Genomic DNA, 15,708 nt, shown 5'->3' with positions numbered 1-15,708 from the left:
AGGCGGTTCACGTCGTCGTCGCGGGGGCCGCCGCTGGCGAGCCGGGGTGCGTGCCGAGGCGCGCGGGGTCTGGCATGCTGGGGCGGTGTCGCCTCGTCGTCGTCGCCTCGCTCCGCTCTCGCTCGCGCTCGCCGGCACGTTCGCGTGCGCGGAGCCGGCGAGCCCGTCCGCGCCCGCTCCGGCGGCCAAGGTCGAGCCGGCCAAGCCGCGCCTCGTCGCCGCGCCCGAAGCCGGCGACGTGGCGACGATCGTGCGCGAGGAGGCGGCGCGCGAGGGCGGAACGCTGATCGTCGCCGTCGGCGCCGGCTGGTGCGAGCCGTGCGTGGCCTTCCACGACGCGGTGAAGTCGGGGCAGCTCGACCAGCGGCTGACGGGGGTGCGCTTCCTCGAGTTCGACATCGATCGTGACCGGGCGCGGCTGGAGGCTGCAGGCTACAAGTCGCGCTTCATCCCGCTGTTCGCCGCGCCGGACGCGGAGGGCGCGCCAGCGGCAAGCAGATCGAGGGCGGGATCAAGGGCCCGCGGGCGGTCGAGCACATCATGGCCCGGCTGGGCCCGTTGGTGGCCGGCAAGCCTTGAGCGCGGGCGAGGGAGCCCGTATGGTCGTGGGGTGCTGCGGATCGCGGCCGCCCTGCTGTTCGGGCTCTACTTCATCTTCAGCCAGCCGCTGTGGTTCGCCGGCGCCCTGGTGATCACGGCCGTCACCGCGCCGTTCGACCGCAGGCGGGCGCTGCTCCACCGCTACACCTGCCTGTGGGGCGGCCACTACGCGCTGCTGATGCCCGGCTGGGACGTCCGCGTCCGCGGCCGCGAGCACATCGCACCGGGCGGGGTGTACGTGCTGTGCTCGAACCACCAGTCGCACGTCGACACGCTGGTGCTGTTCACCCTGTTCCGCCACTTCAAGTGGGTCGCCAAGACGAGCGTGTTCCGGGTGCCGTTCATCGGCTGGAACATGACGCTGAACCGCTACGTGGGGCTGCGCCGCGGCGACGCGGCCAGCATCGCGGCGATGCTCCGCACGTGCCGCGAGAACCTCGACGCCGGCTCGTCGGTGTTCATGTTCCCCGAGGGCACGCGCTCGCGCGACGGCCGGATCCACGGCTTCAAGCACGGCGCGTTCTCGCTGGCGGTCGAGGCCGGGGTGCCGGTCGTGCCGATCGTGATCGACGGCACCAGCGCGGCGCTGCCGAAGTCGTCGTGGCGGATCGGCCTCGATCGTGCGCGGCTGCCGATCACGGTCCAGGTGCTGCCGCCCGTCGCGCTGCCCGACCTCGGTCCCGGGGCGGACGCGACCGACCTGCGCGCGGAGGTGCGGGCGCGCATGCTGGCGGGGCTGGCGGCGGTGCGCGACGTGACGGTGGCCGAGGTCGACGGCGAGCCGGCGGCCCGGGACCTGTCCTGAGGGGCAGATGGCTCGCGCGCGCGGCCCAGGGAGAGCGGGCGGGCGGGGAGCAGGATCGGCGGCGGGCGCCGGTCGCGGGCGAGCGGGTGCCGCGCACAAAGACATGCCCCGAAGACCAGGCGTGCCTGGTCCCGGGGACATGGCTGAAGAGGCAGGCGGGCGGGGCGCCGCGCCGGATTACTCCTGGCCGGAGTCCTCGATGGTGACGGTCTTGCTGGTCGGGCCGTTGCGGGAGCCGACCTTCTCCATCGCGTCGATCACCTCGGTGCCGGACACGACCTTGCCGAACACGACGTGCTTGCCGTCGAGCCAGGGTGTCTCGGCGGTGGTGATGAAGAACTGCGAGCCGTTGGTGCCGGGGCCGGCGTTGGCCATCGACAGCAGGTACTTGCTGGTGTGCTTCAGCTTGAAGTTCTCGTCGGCGAACTTCTCGCCGTAGATCGACTCGCCGCCGGTGCCGTTGCCCCGGGTGAAGTCGCCGCCCTGGCACATGAAGCCGGGGATGATGCGGTGGAAGCTCGAGCCCTTGAAGTGGAGCGGCTTGCCGGACTTGCCGACGCCCTTCTCGCCGGTGCTCAGCGCGCGGAAGTTCTCCGCGGTCTTCGGGACGACGTCGGCGAACAGCTCGAACACGATGCGGCCGGCGGGAGCACCGCCGATGGAGATGTCGAAGTAGACGCGCGGGTTTGCCATGAGGCCGCGGACTCTACCACAACCCGGCGCGGACGCCGGTGGCCGCCGGACGTGAACTACGTACACTCTGCGCCCAGGACGGCGGCTTTTCGGCGTCGCGTCGCCTCACGACGCGAGGCCGCGACGACGGGTCGGCGGAAGCCGCCTTCGCCTCGCCGCGGTCGGCTCGACGCGACTGCGCAGGACGCAGCTTTCAAGGACGCGTCGAGAGCACGGAAAAAACGCGAGCGGGTCGCCCGACATGATGTGGCCGAAGTTCAACCCCTACATCTAGTAGGTGGGATCTGCGTTAACCGCGTCGGGCTTCTCGTCGGACGAGCCTGCACACCTGCTGGTCAGAGACGGACCCCTGGTCGAACGGAGTAGGTAGAACTTTAGGCCTCATGCCGAGCGTCCCGCTCGCGTCCTGTCACTGTAGCACCACTTCGTCGGCGTGGCGACGTGCGCGGCGCCCGACATCGTCTGGATCACCTCACTGCAGCGGCCACGGTGTGAGGACGTAATCGGACCCACCGCCGTGGCAGCCGGTACACAGGTTGACGCCGATGTCGTCCGCGTACACGGTGGTGTCGAGGCGCTCGTACCAGTACCAGCCGTCGCCGCCGGCGCTGTCGGGGGCGAGCTTGACCATCACGGCGTAGCCGACGATCTCGTCGGTGCCGTCGCCGTACAGCTCCTTCACGCTGGCGGCCCCTTGCGGGTGCGTGGCGCCCGTGGCGAGCGACTCTGCGAGCGCGGGGTTGACGAAGGTCCGCACGTTGCCGCCGTGCGGGCCCGCGGACGCGTGGATCTGCGACTCGGCGGGCCAGCTCTCGTAGACGCCCGCGGCCAGCCAGGCCTCGAGCTGCTCGGCGGAGTCGGTCGGCGGCAACGCGTCGTCGTCTCCGGTCGTGCTCGCTGGTGAGGTCGTGCTCGCGTCGGAGGTCGTGCCGCCGTCGCCGGTGGTGCTCGAGGTCGTCGGTGCGTCGGCCGTCGAGGCGGCTTCGGTGGTGCTCGCGGTCGCCGCGGTCGAGGTCGTGTCGTCGCTGCTCGATCCGTCGTCGCCGGGGTCTCCGTCGCTGCCGCAGGCGGGGACGAGGAGGGCGAAGACGAGGGCGAGGGGCGTGCGGTGGCTCGGCATGCGCGGCGTCAACGGGGCGCCGCGGCGGACGTTACAGGTGGGCCGAGGCGGTGGCGCGCTCGGCCTGCGCGGCGAGGACGCGCACGGCCTCGATCATGATGGCGAACCGCGGGTCTTGCGTGTGGCCGCGGGCGAAGCGGAGGTAGATCTGCTGGGCCACGACGGCGGTCTTGAACAGGCCGAAGGCGTAGTAGAAGGGGATGGCGTCGAGGCTGCGGCCGGTGCGACGGGCGTAGTGCTCGGCGAACTCGGCCCGGGTGTAGCTGCCGGGCGCGTGCGTCGGGCCGAAGGCGAAGGCCTGCAGCTCGGGCGGGTCGTCGGCCTGAACCCAGTAGCAGAGGGCGGTGCCGAGATCCATGAGCGGGTCGCCGACGGTGGCCATCTCCCAGTCGAGGATCGCGGTGATCCGCGTGAGGTCGTCGGGCGCGAGCACGAGGTTGTCGTACTTGAAGTCGTTGTGAAGGAGGGTGGGCGCGCCCGAGGTCGGCATGTGTCCCGAGAGCCAGGCGGCGACGGCCTCGACGGCGGGGATGTCGTCGGTCCTGGCGGCCAGGTAGCGCTTCGTCCAGCCCTCGACCTGGCGGCGCACGTAGCCGTCCGGGTGGCCGAGCGCGACGAGGCCGGTGGCGTCGATGTCGATCGCGTGCAGGTCGGCGAGCGCGTCGGCGGCGGCGCCGGCGAGGCCCCGGGCGAGCGCGGGGGTGAACTCGACGCCGCGCGGCGGGTGCGGCGGACGACGACGCCCTGGCGCCGCTCCATCAGGTAGAACTTGGCGCCGAGGATCGACTCGTCGAGGCAGAGGTGGACCGGCCGCGGCGCCCGCTCGCACACGGGCGCGAGCCGGGACAGGAGGGCGTGCTCCCGCTCCATGTCGTGCGCCGTCTTGACCTGGGTGCCGAACGGCGGCCGCCGCAGGACGTAGGCGTCGCCGCCGACGGTGACGAGGTAGGTGAGGTTGGAGTGGCCGCCCGGGAACTGCTGGACGGCGACGTCGGCGTCGCCCGGGGCTCCCAGGACGCCGCGCAGGTAGGGCGCGAGCCGCCCCAGGTCGAGCTCCTCGCCGGGGCGGACAGGGCGCGGGGTGTCGATCGCAGTCATGAGTCCTCCAGGACAGGTCGAATGGATAAGGTCGGAAAGGACAGGTTCGTCGGGACAGGTGCGAAGGGTCAGCCGGTCCGGCCCGGGCGGTGGCGGGCGAGGATCCGGCGGGCGGCGGCGATCTTGTGGACCTCGTCGGGGCCGTCGTAGATCCGGGCGCCGCGCTCGCGGGTGTAGAAGAAGGCGAGCACGGTGTCGTCGGTGAGGCCGAGCGCGCCGTGGACCTGGATCGCGCGGTCGAGCACCTCGGACAGGACCTCGGCGACGTGGAACTTGATCAGGGAGATGTCGTCGCGGGCGGCGGCGAAGCCGTGCTGGTCGATCAGCCAGGCGGTGCGCAGGACCAACAGGCGCGCGGCGTCGATGCGGGCGCGGCACTCGGCCAGCCAGGCCTGGACGATCTGCTTGTCGCCGAGGCGCTCGCCGGGGGCGAGCTCGCGGCTGACGGCCCGCGCGGCCATGAGGCCGAGGGCGCGCTCGCAGATGCCGAGCCAGCGCATGCAGTGGTGGATCCGCCCGGGGCCGAGGCGCTCCTGGGCGATGACGAAGCCGCCGTGGGCGGGCCCGAGCAAGCTGTCCTTGGGGACACGACAGGCGGTGAACTCGAGCTCGGCGTGCGAGTCCCAGCCGGCGCCGGCGTGGCCGAAGATCGGGACGTTGCGGACGCGGCGGAAGCCGGGGGTGTCGGTCGGGACGATCAGCATGCTGGCCCGCTTGTGGGCCTCGGCGGCCGGATCGGTGACGGCCATGACGACGGCGAAGGCGGCCCCGTCGGCGCCGGTGGTGAACCACTTGCGACCGTCGAGGACGTAGTCGTCGCCGTCGAGGCGAGCGGCGCAGCGCAGCAGGTGGGGTTGGAGCCGGCGGTGTCCGGCTCGGTCATGGCGAAGCAGCTGCGGATGTCGCCGCGCAGCAGCGGCTCGAGCCAGCGCTCGCGCTGGGCGGCGGTGGCGTAGCGGTGGAGGATCTCCATGTTGCCGGCGTCGGGCGCCTGGCAGTTGCAGGCGAGGTGGCCGAGCGGGCTGTGGCCGAGGACCTCGCTCAAGAGGCCGTGATCGAGGAGCGAGAGGCCGAGCCCGCCCTCGTCCTTGCCCATCTGCGGCAGCCACAGACCCTCGGCCCGCGCCGCGGCGCGCAGGCCGGCGACGATGTCTTGGCTGTCGGCGACGCCGCGCGCGAGCACGGTCGGCTCGACCGGGAAGACGTGGGTGCGCATGAAGGCGCGGGCTCGGTCGAGCAAAGCCTCGGTCGCGGGCGGGATCGCAAAGTCCATGATGACGCGAGGCTACCGCAGGAGGCGCGTGCGGAGCCACGACGCGTGAGAGAATGGTGCGGCGAGAAGAGGTGGGACGACCAGGTGGGGCCTCGCCGGCCTCGCGCTCGGGCGGTGAGCCTGCCGAGCAGCGTTCACGTCCACGGGGCCCGGGGCGATCGGATCGAGCGCGCGAGGTCCGAGCGCCTCGCAGTAACCGAGGGCTGCGCGCGAGGTTCGTGGGCAGTGCAGCCGCGGAGAGGAGGACCCGTGGGGGCGAACGAGATGTGCGCGCCGTCGAGGACGTGAGGGCCCCAGGCTGCTCACCCGGCCTCGGGGCGATCTCGCTGCAGGCCGAGGATCAGCGCAAAGTGACGTGGGCGCGCTCGTGGATGTGCGGGAGGGATTGAAGACTCGCAGCTGCATCTCGCCGGGGCGGTAGGCGAGCTCGGTGAGCGAGGCGTTGTGGACGATGAAGCTGGTCTTGAGGCCAGCCCAGGTGTCGAGACCGAGCGCGAGGGCCGTGACGACGCCGACCGGCCCGGCCGAGGTGACGACGAGGACGGTGCTCTGGCGCGGGTGCTGCTGCATGACGTGGTCGAGGCCGCGGGCGACGCGGGCCTGGAACTCGCGGAACGGCTCGACCGCGGGGTGCTCGACGTCGCCGGCGTGCCAGCGCTGCATGGCGGCCTGGAACACCAGCTCGAAGGCCCGCTGGTGCCCAGGCGTGCCGCGCTCGGCCGCCATCCACGCGGTGGCCAGAGCGGCGAGCTCGGGGTCGCGGTCGCACAGCGAGGGCATGGCGTCCTTCATCAGGGCGATCGCGGGATACTCGTCGAAGTCGAGCAGCTCGCGCGGGTCCGGAAAGTCGGCGCCGATCTGCCGCGCGCCGGCGACGAGCAGCGCCGCGGTGTCGCGCTGGCGCTTGCGCGGGCCGGCGTAGACGGCGTGCGGCGGATCGATCATGCGCGCGAGGTAGCGGCCGAGGGCGTCGGCCTGCTGCTCGCCGAGCGGCGAGAGGACGTCGTAGTCGGCGGCGCCGAGCGAGGCCTGGCCGTGGCGGATGATCAGCAGTCGGCTCACCCCGCGATCGTGCCCGCGCCGGCGCGCCGGATCAACGCGACGGCGGGCCGGCGCGTGTGAGGCGTGCGGGGCAGGAGTTCTTTAGGACAGGTCCTTTAGGACAGGTCTGAAGGGCCATGTCCGAACGGGAACGTGCGAAAGGACAGGTCCCAAGGGCCTGTCCTTCGTGCCATGCGCCGGCTCAGCGCTTCGAGATCTCGGCGTCGAGCTGGCGCTCGATGGCCTCGAGCTCCCGCATCTTGCGCTCGAAGTCGTCGCCGCCGCTGCGCTTGCGGCCGGGCCCGAGGGCACGGGCGCTGCGGCCGCCGGTGACGGCCTTGCGCTCGCTGCTGCCCGCCACCAGGCGGTAGCCGATGTAGCCGGCGCCGGCGAGGGCGCCGACGAACAGGACGTTGCCGATGACGGCGAAGAACAGGCCGAACACCATCCTGGCGGCGATCATCAGGGCGAACAGGCCGCCGAGCACGAGCAGCGAACCCTTGGCGAAGCGGGCGGCGACGCCGGGGCGATCGTCGTCGTCATGTTCGTATGAACCCATGGACATCATGGATAGGCGATGGCGGAGGCGGTGGCAAACCCTCCGGCGAGGTCGGCCGCAAAGTCGCCCGGGGCGGCCCCACGCGCGGTCCCGACGACCCCCCGCGCCGTTAAGTCACACGCGCGTCACGGCGCCGGAGCGGCCGGCCGCGGTCCGGCCGGGTCCGGCAGATCGTCGCGGCCGTCGTCGGACGGCCTGGCGCCCGGAGCCGGCTTGCGCGGCGACGCAGCGGGCTTCGGGCGCGCTGCGGAGCGGCTGTCGGCGGCTGGAACGCGGTCGTCGGCAGGCGGGGCGGACGGGGACGCCTGGGACGGCGCGGAGCCGGACGGGGGCGGGTGGAGGGCCAGAGCAGCGAACGGCGCGGCCGGGGGCGGGCCGCCGGGGACGTCGGCTCCTGGCGATGTGCCGCCAGGATCGCCCGGGAGGCCCGGCGCGGGCGATGCCTGGGGGACGAGGCCCGCTGCGAGGCCCGGGAGGGCCGGCTGCGCGCCGGACGGGCCGTGGAGCGCGGCGGCTTTCTTGGCCGCAGGCGGAGGCGCGGGGTCTGCTGCCTGCGGGGCATCGTCGGCGGCGCCCGAGCACTCGCCGTGCTGCGGGTCGGCGCAGGGCTCCTCGGGGACGCTGGCCGGCTTCAGGGTCGAGGCGGGGATGACAGGACCCATGCGGCTCGCGGCGGCGGCGGACGGGGACTTCGTGGCCGCGCGCGGGGTCGACAGGGCGACCGCGCCGTCGAGCGAGCCGCCGATCGCGGGGCGGCCCGGCGCAGGGCGCAGCGAACCGCTGACGATCCCGGCGGTGACGAGGCACAGGCCCGCGGCGACCAGCAGCGGCACCAGGCGACGCGGCGACAGGCGGGGCGAGCCCGGGTCGGGCGGCGGCACGGTCCAGCGGGTGGCGGACTCGCTGGCGCGGCCGTAGGGCAGGGTGGGGGCGCTGTCGTGGATCGAGGCGGCGGTGCGCGAGAGGACGGCGCTGCTGTCGGCGGCGTCGAGGATGTCGCGCAGGGCGTGCTCGCCGGTGCTGGCGGCGTCGGACACGGGCACGAGGCCGGCGCGGCCCGACAGGCGCGCGGCGTCGATGCGCATGCTGATCGCCGAGGCGCGCGGCCCTGGGTGCTCGGTGAAGTCGTCGGCGTCGCCGGTGTCGAGCGTGCCGCTGAACTGCAGCCGGCCGACCTCGATCGCGGCCATGGCGTTGGCGAGCGCCATGACGGTGGGCCAGCGATCGTCGGGCGACTTGGCGAGGGCGCGCAGGACGATGGCCTCGAGCTCGGCGGGGATCCGGCGCCGCACCGCCGCGGGAAACGGGGCGGGCGGGGTGATGAGGTGAGCCGCGAGCACGTGGGCCGGCCGCGGGTCGACGAACGGCGCCCGGCCGGTGAGGCACTCGTAGAGGATGACGCCGAGCGCGTAGACGTCGGTGCGGCGATCGATGACGCCGGTGCTGATCTGCTCCGGCGCGGCGTAGCGGGCCAGCCGCAGCGCGGCCCCGGGATCGGCGCACGACCACACCCGCCCGCCGCTGGCGACCAGCAAGCCGGGGCTGACGACCTTGAGCGTGCCCGGGTCGTTCTTGTCGCGCACCGGATAGAGGCTGCTGGTCGAAAGATCCTGGCGGATCATTCCGTGCTCATGGGACAGGTGGACGATCTGGCAGGCGCGCACCATGAGCGAGCGCAGGCGCTGCCACGGCGGCGGACCCTGGCGCACCAGTTCGTCGGCCAGGCTGGCGTCCGGGAACACGTCGGTGACGAGGAACAGCCGGCCGCGCTCGTCGTGCCCGAGGTCGAGGAGATCGACGAGATCCGCCAGCAGCGGCACGTCGGCCCGGGGCAGGCGGAGGTTGCGGCTGCGGCGGAGCTCGAGGCGGGCGACGAGCTCGGCGCCGCCGACGAGCTCGGGGGTACGAACCTCACCGCGATCGGTCGCCCCAGCTCGAGGTCCTCGCCGCGCATGAGCTCGCCGAGCGTGTCACGCCCGAGCCGGCTGGCGAGGCGATAGCGGCCGCCCAGCAATACACCTGGCCCCGAGGTCATCGGGCCGTCGGCGCGCGGGCTGTCGTCGGTGCTCGCCATGATCGATCCGCCGGAAGCATAGTGACCAGCGGACGGACGAGCGCAAGGAATTTGCTTTCTCGAGGCTGACCGATCGGTCAGATCGATCACAGGCCGCGATCGCATTCGATCTTCGGTCGCGAGCGAACGCCGTCGCGACGGCGCCATCGCCTCGCTACGGACGGCCTCGCGACGCGGGGGATCGCGGTGCGCCGGCCGGGCGAACCGCCTGCGGATTTCGCGCAAAACCGGCCGAAGCGCGCAAGTACGGCGGAATTCCGGTCGCAAGCGCCCGGCCTGCAGGTCCATCGGCCGCCGGATCGGGCATACTCGCGTCACCGTGGCGCAGCAAGACGACAAGGGTGGAAAGCCCGCGAGCTCTCCGGGTCGGCCTCCGATCAATCTTCCCGGCGGGCCGCTCCGGGACGACGAGATTCCCCGCGATCCCGCGGATCTGTTCGACGCGATCATCGTCGACGAGCGAGCGACGGGGCTGGGCGTGGCGGCCCGGCCCGGTGCGATCCCGCCGATGCCCACGATCCCGCCGATCGAGGTCGACATCGACGACGACATCGAGCTGCAGGCGGACGAACCGGCGCGTCCGCCGACACGGCCGGTGCCGCCGGCGCCGCGGGCGCCTGAGGTGAAGACCGAAAAAGTGGAGCCGCCGAAGGCGTCGGCGCCCGCGCCCGCGAAACCGGAGCCGTCGCGGCCGTTCGCCAAGCTCAACGAGCCCAAGCCGGCGGCCGAGTCCGGCAAGCCGGCGCCGCCGAACCTGGGGCTCGGCGGGCTCGGCAAGAGCCTCGGCGCCATGCCGATGCGTGGGGTCTCCCGACCCACGCCGGCGCTCGGCAACACCACGCTGATCGGCAGCGGCGCCAACTCGAAGGCGCCCTCCAGCCGCAGTCGGGCGCAGCCGCCCCGGTCGCGCCCGTGATCCCACCGGTCGTCGGCGCGGGCGCCCCGCCGGCTCGCGCGGGCAAGCCGGAAGAGGTGCCGGTCACCGCGGCGAAGACGATCCCGGTCGATCTCGAGGTGGACATCGACGCCGAGCCCTCGGCGGCCACGCCCCAGATCGACGTCCTGGCGGCGACGGCCCGCGACGGCGAGATCGATCCGGCCGTGGTCCAGGCGGCCCGCGCGCCCGTCGAGGCGCCGCGCGCCTCCGACTCGGCGACGCGGCTGGCCTCCGACTCGGCGACGCGGCTGTCCAACCCCGACACCACGCCGCGGCCCGGCCCGGCGGCGCCGATGCCCGAGGCGCTGCGGACCCGCCTGCTCGCCCGCGGCGCGCCGCCGCCCAGCCCGAGAGGACAGGCTCCTTCGGACAGGTCCCCTCTGCCAGGTGCTCCGGGACAGGTCTTCGGGGACAGGTCCTCGGGGCCAGCTCCGCTCGCGCCCGGCGAGCCGCCGCGGTCGCGGACCACGCCGATGTCGGGCCCCTCGGGGGTGCCGGCGACCGGCGCCCGCGGACCCTCGGGGCCGGTGACGCGGACCATCTCGAGCCCGGCGATGGCGGCCGAGAACCCGTTCCTGCGCGCGGCCCAGGCCCAGATCGAGGCGTGGGAGGCCGAGCTTGCGACCCAGCCCGACCTGTTCCGCGCGGCCCGGCTGTCGTACGAGATCGGCCGGCTCTACGAGTACCCGCTCGGCGACGTCGCCCAGGCGTCGACCTACTACCTGCGCGCCCACGGGCTGGCGCCGGAGTTCCTGCCGGTGGTCCGCGGGGCGCGGCGCTCGCTGCTGGCGCAGAAGAACTGGTCGCGCGCGCTGCCGCTGTTCGACACCGAGATCCGGCTGACCTCGGACCAGAAGCGCAAGGCGGCGCTGCTGGCGGCCAAGGCGACGGTGCTGCTCGACGGGCTCAGCAACGACGGTGAGGCGCGGGCGACGTTCGCCCAGGCCCGCGACCTCGACCCGAGCAACGTCGCCTACCTCCGCGCGCTCGAGCAGCTCGACGCCAAGGCCGGCGCGTGGGACCAGCTCGAGCGGACGACGGCGCAGCTGGCCAGCGCGGTGGAGAAGGACCCGCGCCTGCGCTCGGCGCTGGTGGCCCGCCGCGCCCACCTGGCCGAGGTGCGGCTCAAGAGCGTCGGCAGCTCGGTCGAGCTGCTCGAGACGGCGCTCGACCTCGACCCGGCGGCCTCCGGCGCGTTCGCGGCGCTCAAGCGCCTGCACCACGGGCAGCACCGCTGGCGCGAGCTCATCAGCGTGCTCGAGCGCGAGGCGCAGCAGCTGAGCGACCCCGACGTGCGGGCGATGTCCTACTACCGGATCGCCCGCCTGCACTCCGAGCGGCTCGGCAGCCGCGACAAGGCGATCGCCGCGCTCGAGCGCTCGGTCGCCGAGAGCCCGCGCTACCGCCTGGTGCTCGAGGAGCTGATCCGCCTGTACGAGGCCGCGGAGCGCTACGACGCGATGACGCGGACGCTGCAGACGCTGGTCGAGCTGCTCGAGCTGCCGTCGGAGAAGATCAGCGTCCTCTATCAGATCGGCGACATCGTCGAGAACCGCCTCCACAACGAGGACGAGGCGATGCGCTGGTACGAGGCGGCGCTGGACATCGAGCCGGCCTACCGCCCGAGCCTGCGCGCGCTGTCGAAGCTGCTGACGCGCAAGAAGCAGTGGGACCGCCTGCTGCACATGCTGCAGGCCGAGGCCGAGGCGGTCAACGACGCTCAGCGGGCGGCCGCGGCCTACACCAAGATGGCGGAGATCCACGAGATCCAGCTCGAGGATCCCGAGCGGGCGATGGAGTACCACTCGCGCGCGCTGACGCTGCACCCGGGCCTGGCGACCGCCTTCAAGGCGCTGCTGCGCCTGTTCGCCGCCGCGGGCCGCCACCACGAGCTCATCGAGCTGCTCGAGCGCGGCATCGACTCGGCCGAGGAGGACGATCGCCGGATCGCCTACCTCACCCGCATCGCCGACCTCTACATCGATTATCTCAATGAGCCGGTCCAGGCCGCCCACACCTACCGCCGGATCTTGAAGATCGACCCCGACCACATCGGGGCGATCCACGCGCTGCAGCGGGCCTGCGAGGTCGCGGGCCGCTACAAGGAGCTGGTCGAGGCGATCGAGCTCGAGGCGAGCAAGACGCTCGACAAGCCGCGCATCGTCCAGCTGCTCCACCGCGCCGGCGAGGTGCTCGACGAGAAGCTCGACGACCGCGACGGCGCGCTGGTCCGCCTGCGCCGGGTGCTCGAGGTCGATCCGAAGTACGCGCCGGCGCTGGCGAGCATCGGCCGCCTGTACCATCGGACAGGTCGCTGGGACGAGCTGCTGAACACCTACGAGCGCGAGCTGGTGATCACGCCGCCGGGCAAGGCCGCGGTGGCGCTGCTGCACACGATGGGCGGGCTGTGCGAGAGCCGGCTGGCCGACACGCGGCGGGCGATCGGCTGCTACCGCAACGCGATCGAGATCGACCCCAAGCACGGGCCGTCGCTGCACGCGCTGCAGCGGCTGCTCGAGCGCGGCAAGAGCTGGCAGGAGTTGGTCGACGTGCTGGAGACCGAGCTGCGCGGGCTGTCGGAGCCGCGGGCGCGGGCCCAGGTGGCCTACCGGATCGGTCGCGTCTACGAGGAGCACCTCGGCGACCCGCCGCGGGCGGTGGTCGCCTACCACGCGGCGCTGCAGGCCCTCGGCGACTACCGGCCGGCGCTCGACGGCCTGGCCCGCGTGCGCGCGGCGCTCGAGGCGTGGCCCGGGGTGGTCGAGGACCTGGCCCAAGAGGCAGCCACGGCGAAGGACGGCTCGCTGGCCACCGCGGCGCTGCTGCGCGCGGGCGAGGTGTTCGCCGAGCAGCTCGGCCAGCCCGAGCGGGCCATCGCCGCCTACGAGCGGGTGCTCGAGCGCGAGCCCGGCAACCTCGCGGCGATGCTGGCCCTCGACGCGCTGTACCGCCTGCAGGGCATGTGGAAGTCGCTCGCCGATCTGCAGGTGCGGCTGTCGAAGCACGTCGCCGACGACGGCGCCAAGGTGGCGGCGCTGCGCGAGCTGGCCCGCCTCTACGAGGGCCCGGTCGGCGCCGACATCGACACGATCCGCAACACCTACGCGTCGGTGCTGCAGCGCGCGCCCACCGATCCGATGGCGCTGTCGGGGCTCGAGCGGCTGGCGATCGCCGGGCGCGACGACCAGACGCTGGCCCGCATCGACGCCCAGGTGGTGAACATCGAGGGCGAGGACCCGACGCTGCTCGGCGCCTACTACACGCGGCTCGGCGAGACGCTCGAGCGCGCCGGATCGCTGCAAGCGGCCGCCAAGAGCTACGAGATGGCGCTCACCGGCGATCCGGAGAGCCTCGGGGCGATCCTCGGGCTCGTGCGCGTGTCGACGCTGATCGACGACCCGCGGGCGCTGGCGGCCGCCAAGGCGCGCCTGGCCGCGGCCGAGCGCAGCGGCGAGACGGCGGCCAACCTGCTGGTCGAGACGGCCAAGATCCGCCTGCAGCGGCTCGACGATCCGGAGTCGGCGACGCGGGACCTCGAGCTCGCGCTCGAGCGCTACCCCGACCACGCCGAGGCGGCCGACATGCTCTACAAGATCCTGCTCATGCTCGAGCAGGGCACGCGCCTGCTCGAGAAGCTGTCGCAGGCGGCCGCGGCGGCCCGCGGGGCCGAGCGCTCGGCGGCGCTGTGGCTGCGGATCGCCGAGCTGTACGCCGACGAGCTCGGCAACCTGGCCGGCGGCATCAGCGTGCTGCGACGTGTCCTTCGGGACAGGCCGCGCCACGTGCCGATGCTGCTGTTCCTGGCCGACCTCTACAACCGCAACGCGCAGTGGGGCGACGCGGCCGAGATCTACGGGGAGATCCTGCAGGTCGCCAGCCAGCCCGATGCGCTGTTCACCGCCAACCGCAACCTCGCCGGTCTGCTCGCCGATCACATCGGCGACCTGCCGCGCGCGCGTCAGTGCCTCGAGGCGGCGCTGCAGGCCCGGCCCGACGATCGCGGGGCGCTCTTGGCCCTCACCGACGTCTACGCCCGCATGGGCGACGGCGCGGCGGCGGCCGAGACGGCGCGGCGGCTGCTGCGGGCCTCGACGACCATCGACGACCGCGTGGCGGCGATCGTCCACCTCGCGCACATCGAGCTGCACCAGGGCCGCCGCCTGCAGGGCCTCGAGGCGCTGCTCAGCGCGGTCGCGCTCGAGGGCCCCGACGGCGTCGCGGCCGGCGAGTACGCCAAGCAGGTGCAGAGCGCCGACGACTGGGAGCTGTACGAGCAGGCGTTGATGCGGCACCTGCAGCAGGTCGCCGGCGACGACGCCAAGCTCGGGCGCGCCTACCTCGAGCTGGCGCGCGTGCAGGGCGAGGCGATGCAGCGGTCCGACAAGGCGATCGGCACGCTCGAGTTCGGCATCGCCGAGGTCAAGCAGAACCTGCCGCTGCGGCTCGCGCTCGGCGAGCGGCTGCGGGCCCAGGGGCTGGCCGACCAGGCCGGCACCGTGTTCCGCCAGGCGGCCGGGCTCTACCCCGCGTCGCCCGATCCGTGGCGTGGCCTCGTGCAGTGCTACGTCGACCGCGGCAAGATGGCCGAGGCCGCGCTCGGGCTCGGGCCGCTGTGCGTGCTCGGTGCCGCGAGCGAGTCGGACATGCGGGCGCTGACCCGCATGACCCCCAAGCCGGCCTCCGCGGCCCCCAACTCGTTCGCGCCCGAGGTGCTGCGGAGCCAGCTCGATCGCAGCCAGCAGGGCGCGGTGGCCGAGAAGCTCATCAACGCGATCAGCCTCAGCCTCAGCAAGCTGTACCTCGGCGACCTCAATCGCTTCAGCGTCAACGCCAAGGAGAAGATCACGGCCCGCTCCGGCAACCCGCTGCGCGGCTTCGTCGACAAGATCGCGGGGCTGTTCGGCTTGCCCGACTACGACCTCTACGTCTATCGCGGCGCCGGTACCACGGTCAGCCTCGAGTTCGGCGCGTTGCCGGTGGTGCTCGTGCCGGCCACGGTGCTGCGGCTGTCCGAGCCGCAGCAGGCGTTCGTCATCGCGCGCGCGCTGGCCTACGTGCAGCGCGGCCTGCAGGCGGTGACCCGCTTCAAGGCCTCGGAGCTGATGCTGATCCTCGCCGCCGCGGCTCGCACCGCCGCGCCCAACTACGGCTCGAACCTCGCCGATCCGAGCGCGCTCGACGACCTCCAGCGGCGCATCGTCAAGGTGCTCGGCCGGCGCGAGCGGCAGGTGCTGCAGGACGTCTCGGCCGAATACGCTCAGTCGGCGCCGGTCGACTTCCACGCGTGGTACGCCGACCTCAAGACGACGGCGCTGCGCGCCGCGGCGCTCATCGCCGCCGACCTGCCGTCGTGCGCGGCGCTGCTGCGGCAGGAGGACCAGGCGCTGCTCTACCTCGAGGGCGAGGAGCTCGTCTTCAACTCCGAGGTCATCGCCGACCTCCTGCGCTTCTGGTGCAGCGAGAGCGCGATCGATCTGCGCCGCCGCACCGGCCTCCTGACGGGGTAAC

The 15,708-nt window shown here is 73.3% G+C and carries 9 protein-coding genes and 2 pseudogenes; 3 read left to right on the top strand and 8 right to left on the bottom strand.

The annotated features are described in order from the left end of the window. Positions 1-85: 85 nt before the first annotated feature. The gene (locus OV079_RS55825) at positions 86-1,405 is read left to right on the top strand and encodes a lysophospholipid acyltransferase family protein (RefSeq protein ID WP_267768690.1); all 1,320 of its coding nucleotides are present in this window, start codon (positions 86-88) and stop codon (positions 1,403-1,405) included. 177 nt (positions 1,406-1,582) lie between these two features. Here OV079_RS55825 and OV079_RS13120 read toward each other — a convergent pair whose 3' ends face one another. From OV079_RS13120 to OV079_RS13080, 8 genes and pseudogenes are all read right to left on the bottom strand, one after another. After that, on the bottom strand, positions 1,583-2,098 hold the full coding sequence (locus OV079_RS13120) for a peptidylprolyl isomerase (RefSeq protein WP_267768688.1): 516 nt from the start codon (positions 2,096-2,098) through the stop codon (positions 1,583-1,585). A 472-nt stretch (positions 2,099-2,570) separates the two neighbouring features. Beyond that, positions 2,571-3,218: a hypothetical protein gene (locus OV079_RS13115; RefSeq protein WP_267768687.1), complete on the bottom strand. Its 648-nt coding sequence runs from the start codon at positions 3,216-3,218 to the stop codon at positions 2,571-2,573. Positions 3,219-3,249: 31 nt separating this feature from the next. Beyond that, positions 3,250-4,047: a phosphotransferase family protein gene (locus tag OV079_RS13110; protein WP_267768684.1), complete on the bottom strand. Its 798-nt coding sequence runs from the start codon at positions 4,045-4,047 to the stop codon at positions 3,250-3,252. A 65-nt stretch (positions 4,048-4,112) separates the two neighbouring features. Next, a pseudogene (locus OV079_RS57800) lies at positions 4,113-4,316 on the bottom strand (phosphotransferase family protein); the annotation flags it as partial. Positions 4,317-4,384: 68 nt separating this feature from the next. Beyond that, positions 4,385-5,589 (bottom strand): annotated as a pseudogene (locus tag OV079_RS57795) (acyl-CoA dehydrogenase family protein). Between the two features lie 12 nt (positions 5,590-5,601). Further along, on the bottom strand, positions 5,602-6,651 hold the full coding sequence (locus OV079_RS13090) for a histidine phosphatase family protein (RefSeq protein ID WP_267768683.1): 1,050 nt from the start codon (positions 6,649-6,651) through the stop codon (positions 5,602-5,604). A 181-nt stretch (positions 6,652-6,832) separates the two neighbouring features. Then, on the bottom strand, positions 6,833-7,189 hold the full coding sequence (locus OV079_RS13085; RefSeq protein WP_267768681.1) for a hypothetical protein: 357 nt from the start codon (positions 7,187-7,189) through the stop codon (positions 6,833-6,835). A gap of 125 nt (positions 7,190-7,314) precedes the next feature. Further along, the gene (locus tag OV079_RS13080; RefSeq protein WP_267768679.1) at positions 7,315-9,009 is read right to left on the bottom strand and encodes a protein kinase domain-containing protein; all 1,695 of its coding nucleotides are present in this window, start codon (positions 9,007-9,009) and stop codon (positions 7,315-7,317) included. Positions 9,010-9,582: 573 nt separating this feature from the next. On the opposite strand from OV079_RS13080, the gene OV079_RS13075 reads away from it, so the two are divergent. Then, a complete protein-coding gene (locus OV079_RS13075; RefSeq protein WP_267768678.1) occupies positions 9,583-10,179 on the top strand; it encodes a hypothetical protein in 597 nt (198 codons plus the stop codon). Then, a complete protein-coding gene (locus tag OV079_RS13070; protein ID WP_267768677.1) occupies positions 10,176-15,707 on the top strand; it encodes a tetratricopeptide repeat protein in 5,532 nt (1,843 codons plus the stop codon). Before OV079_RS13075 ends, OV079_RS13070 begins: the two co-directional genes overlap by 4 nt. The last annotated feature ends 1 nt before the right edge of the window (position 15,708 follow it).

Source organism: Nannocystis pusilla (genome assembly GCF_026626665.1).
GTDB lineage: Bacteria > Myxococcota_A > Polyangia > Nannocystales > Nannocystaceae > Nannocystis > Nannocystis pusilla.
Note: the sequence above shows the minus strand (reverse complement) of the source record. Positions and strands in the feature narration are given on the sequence as shown.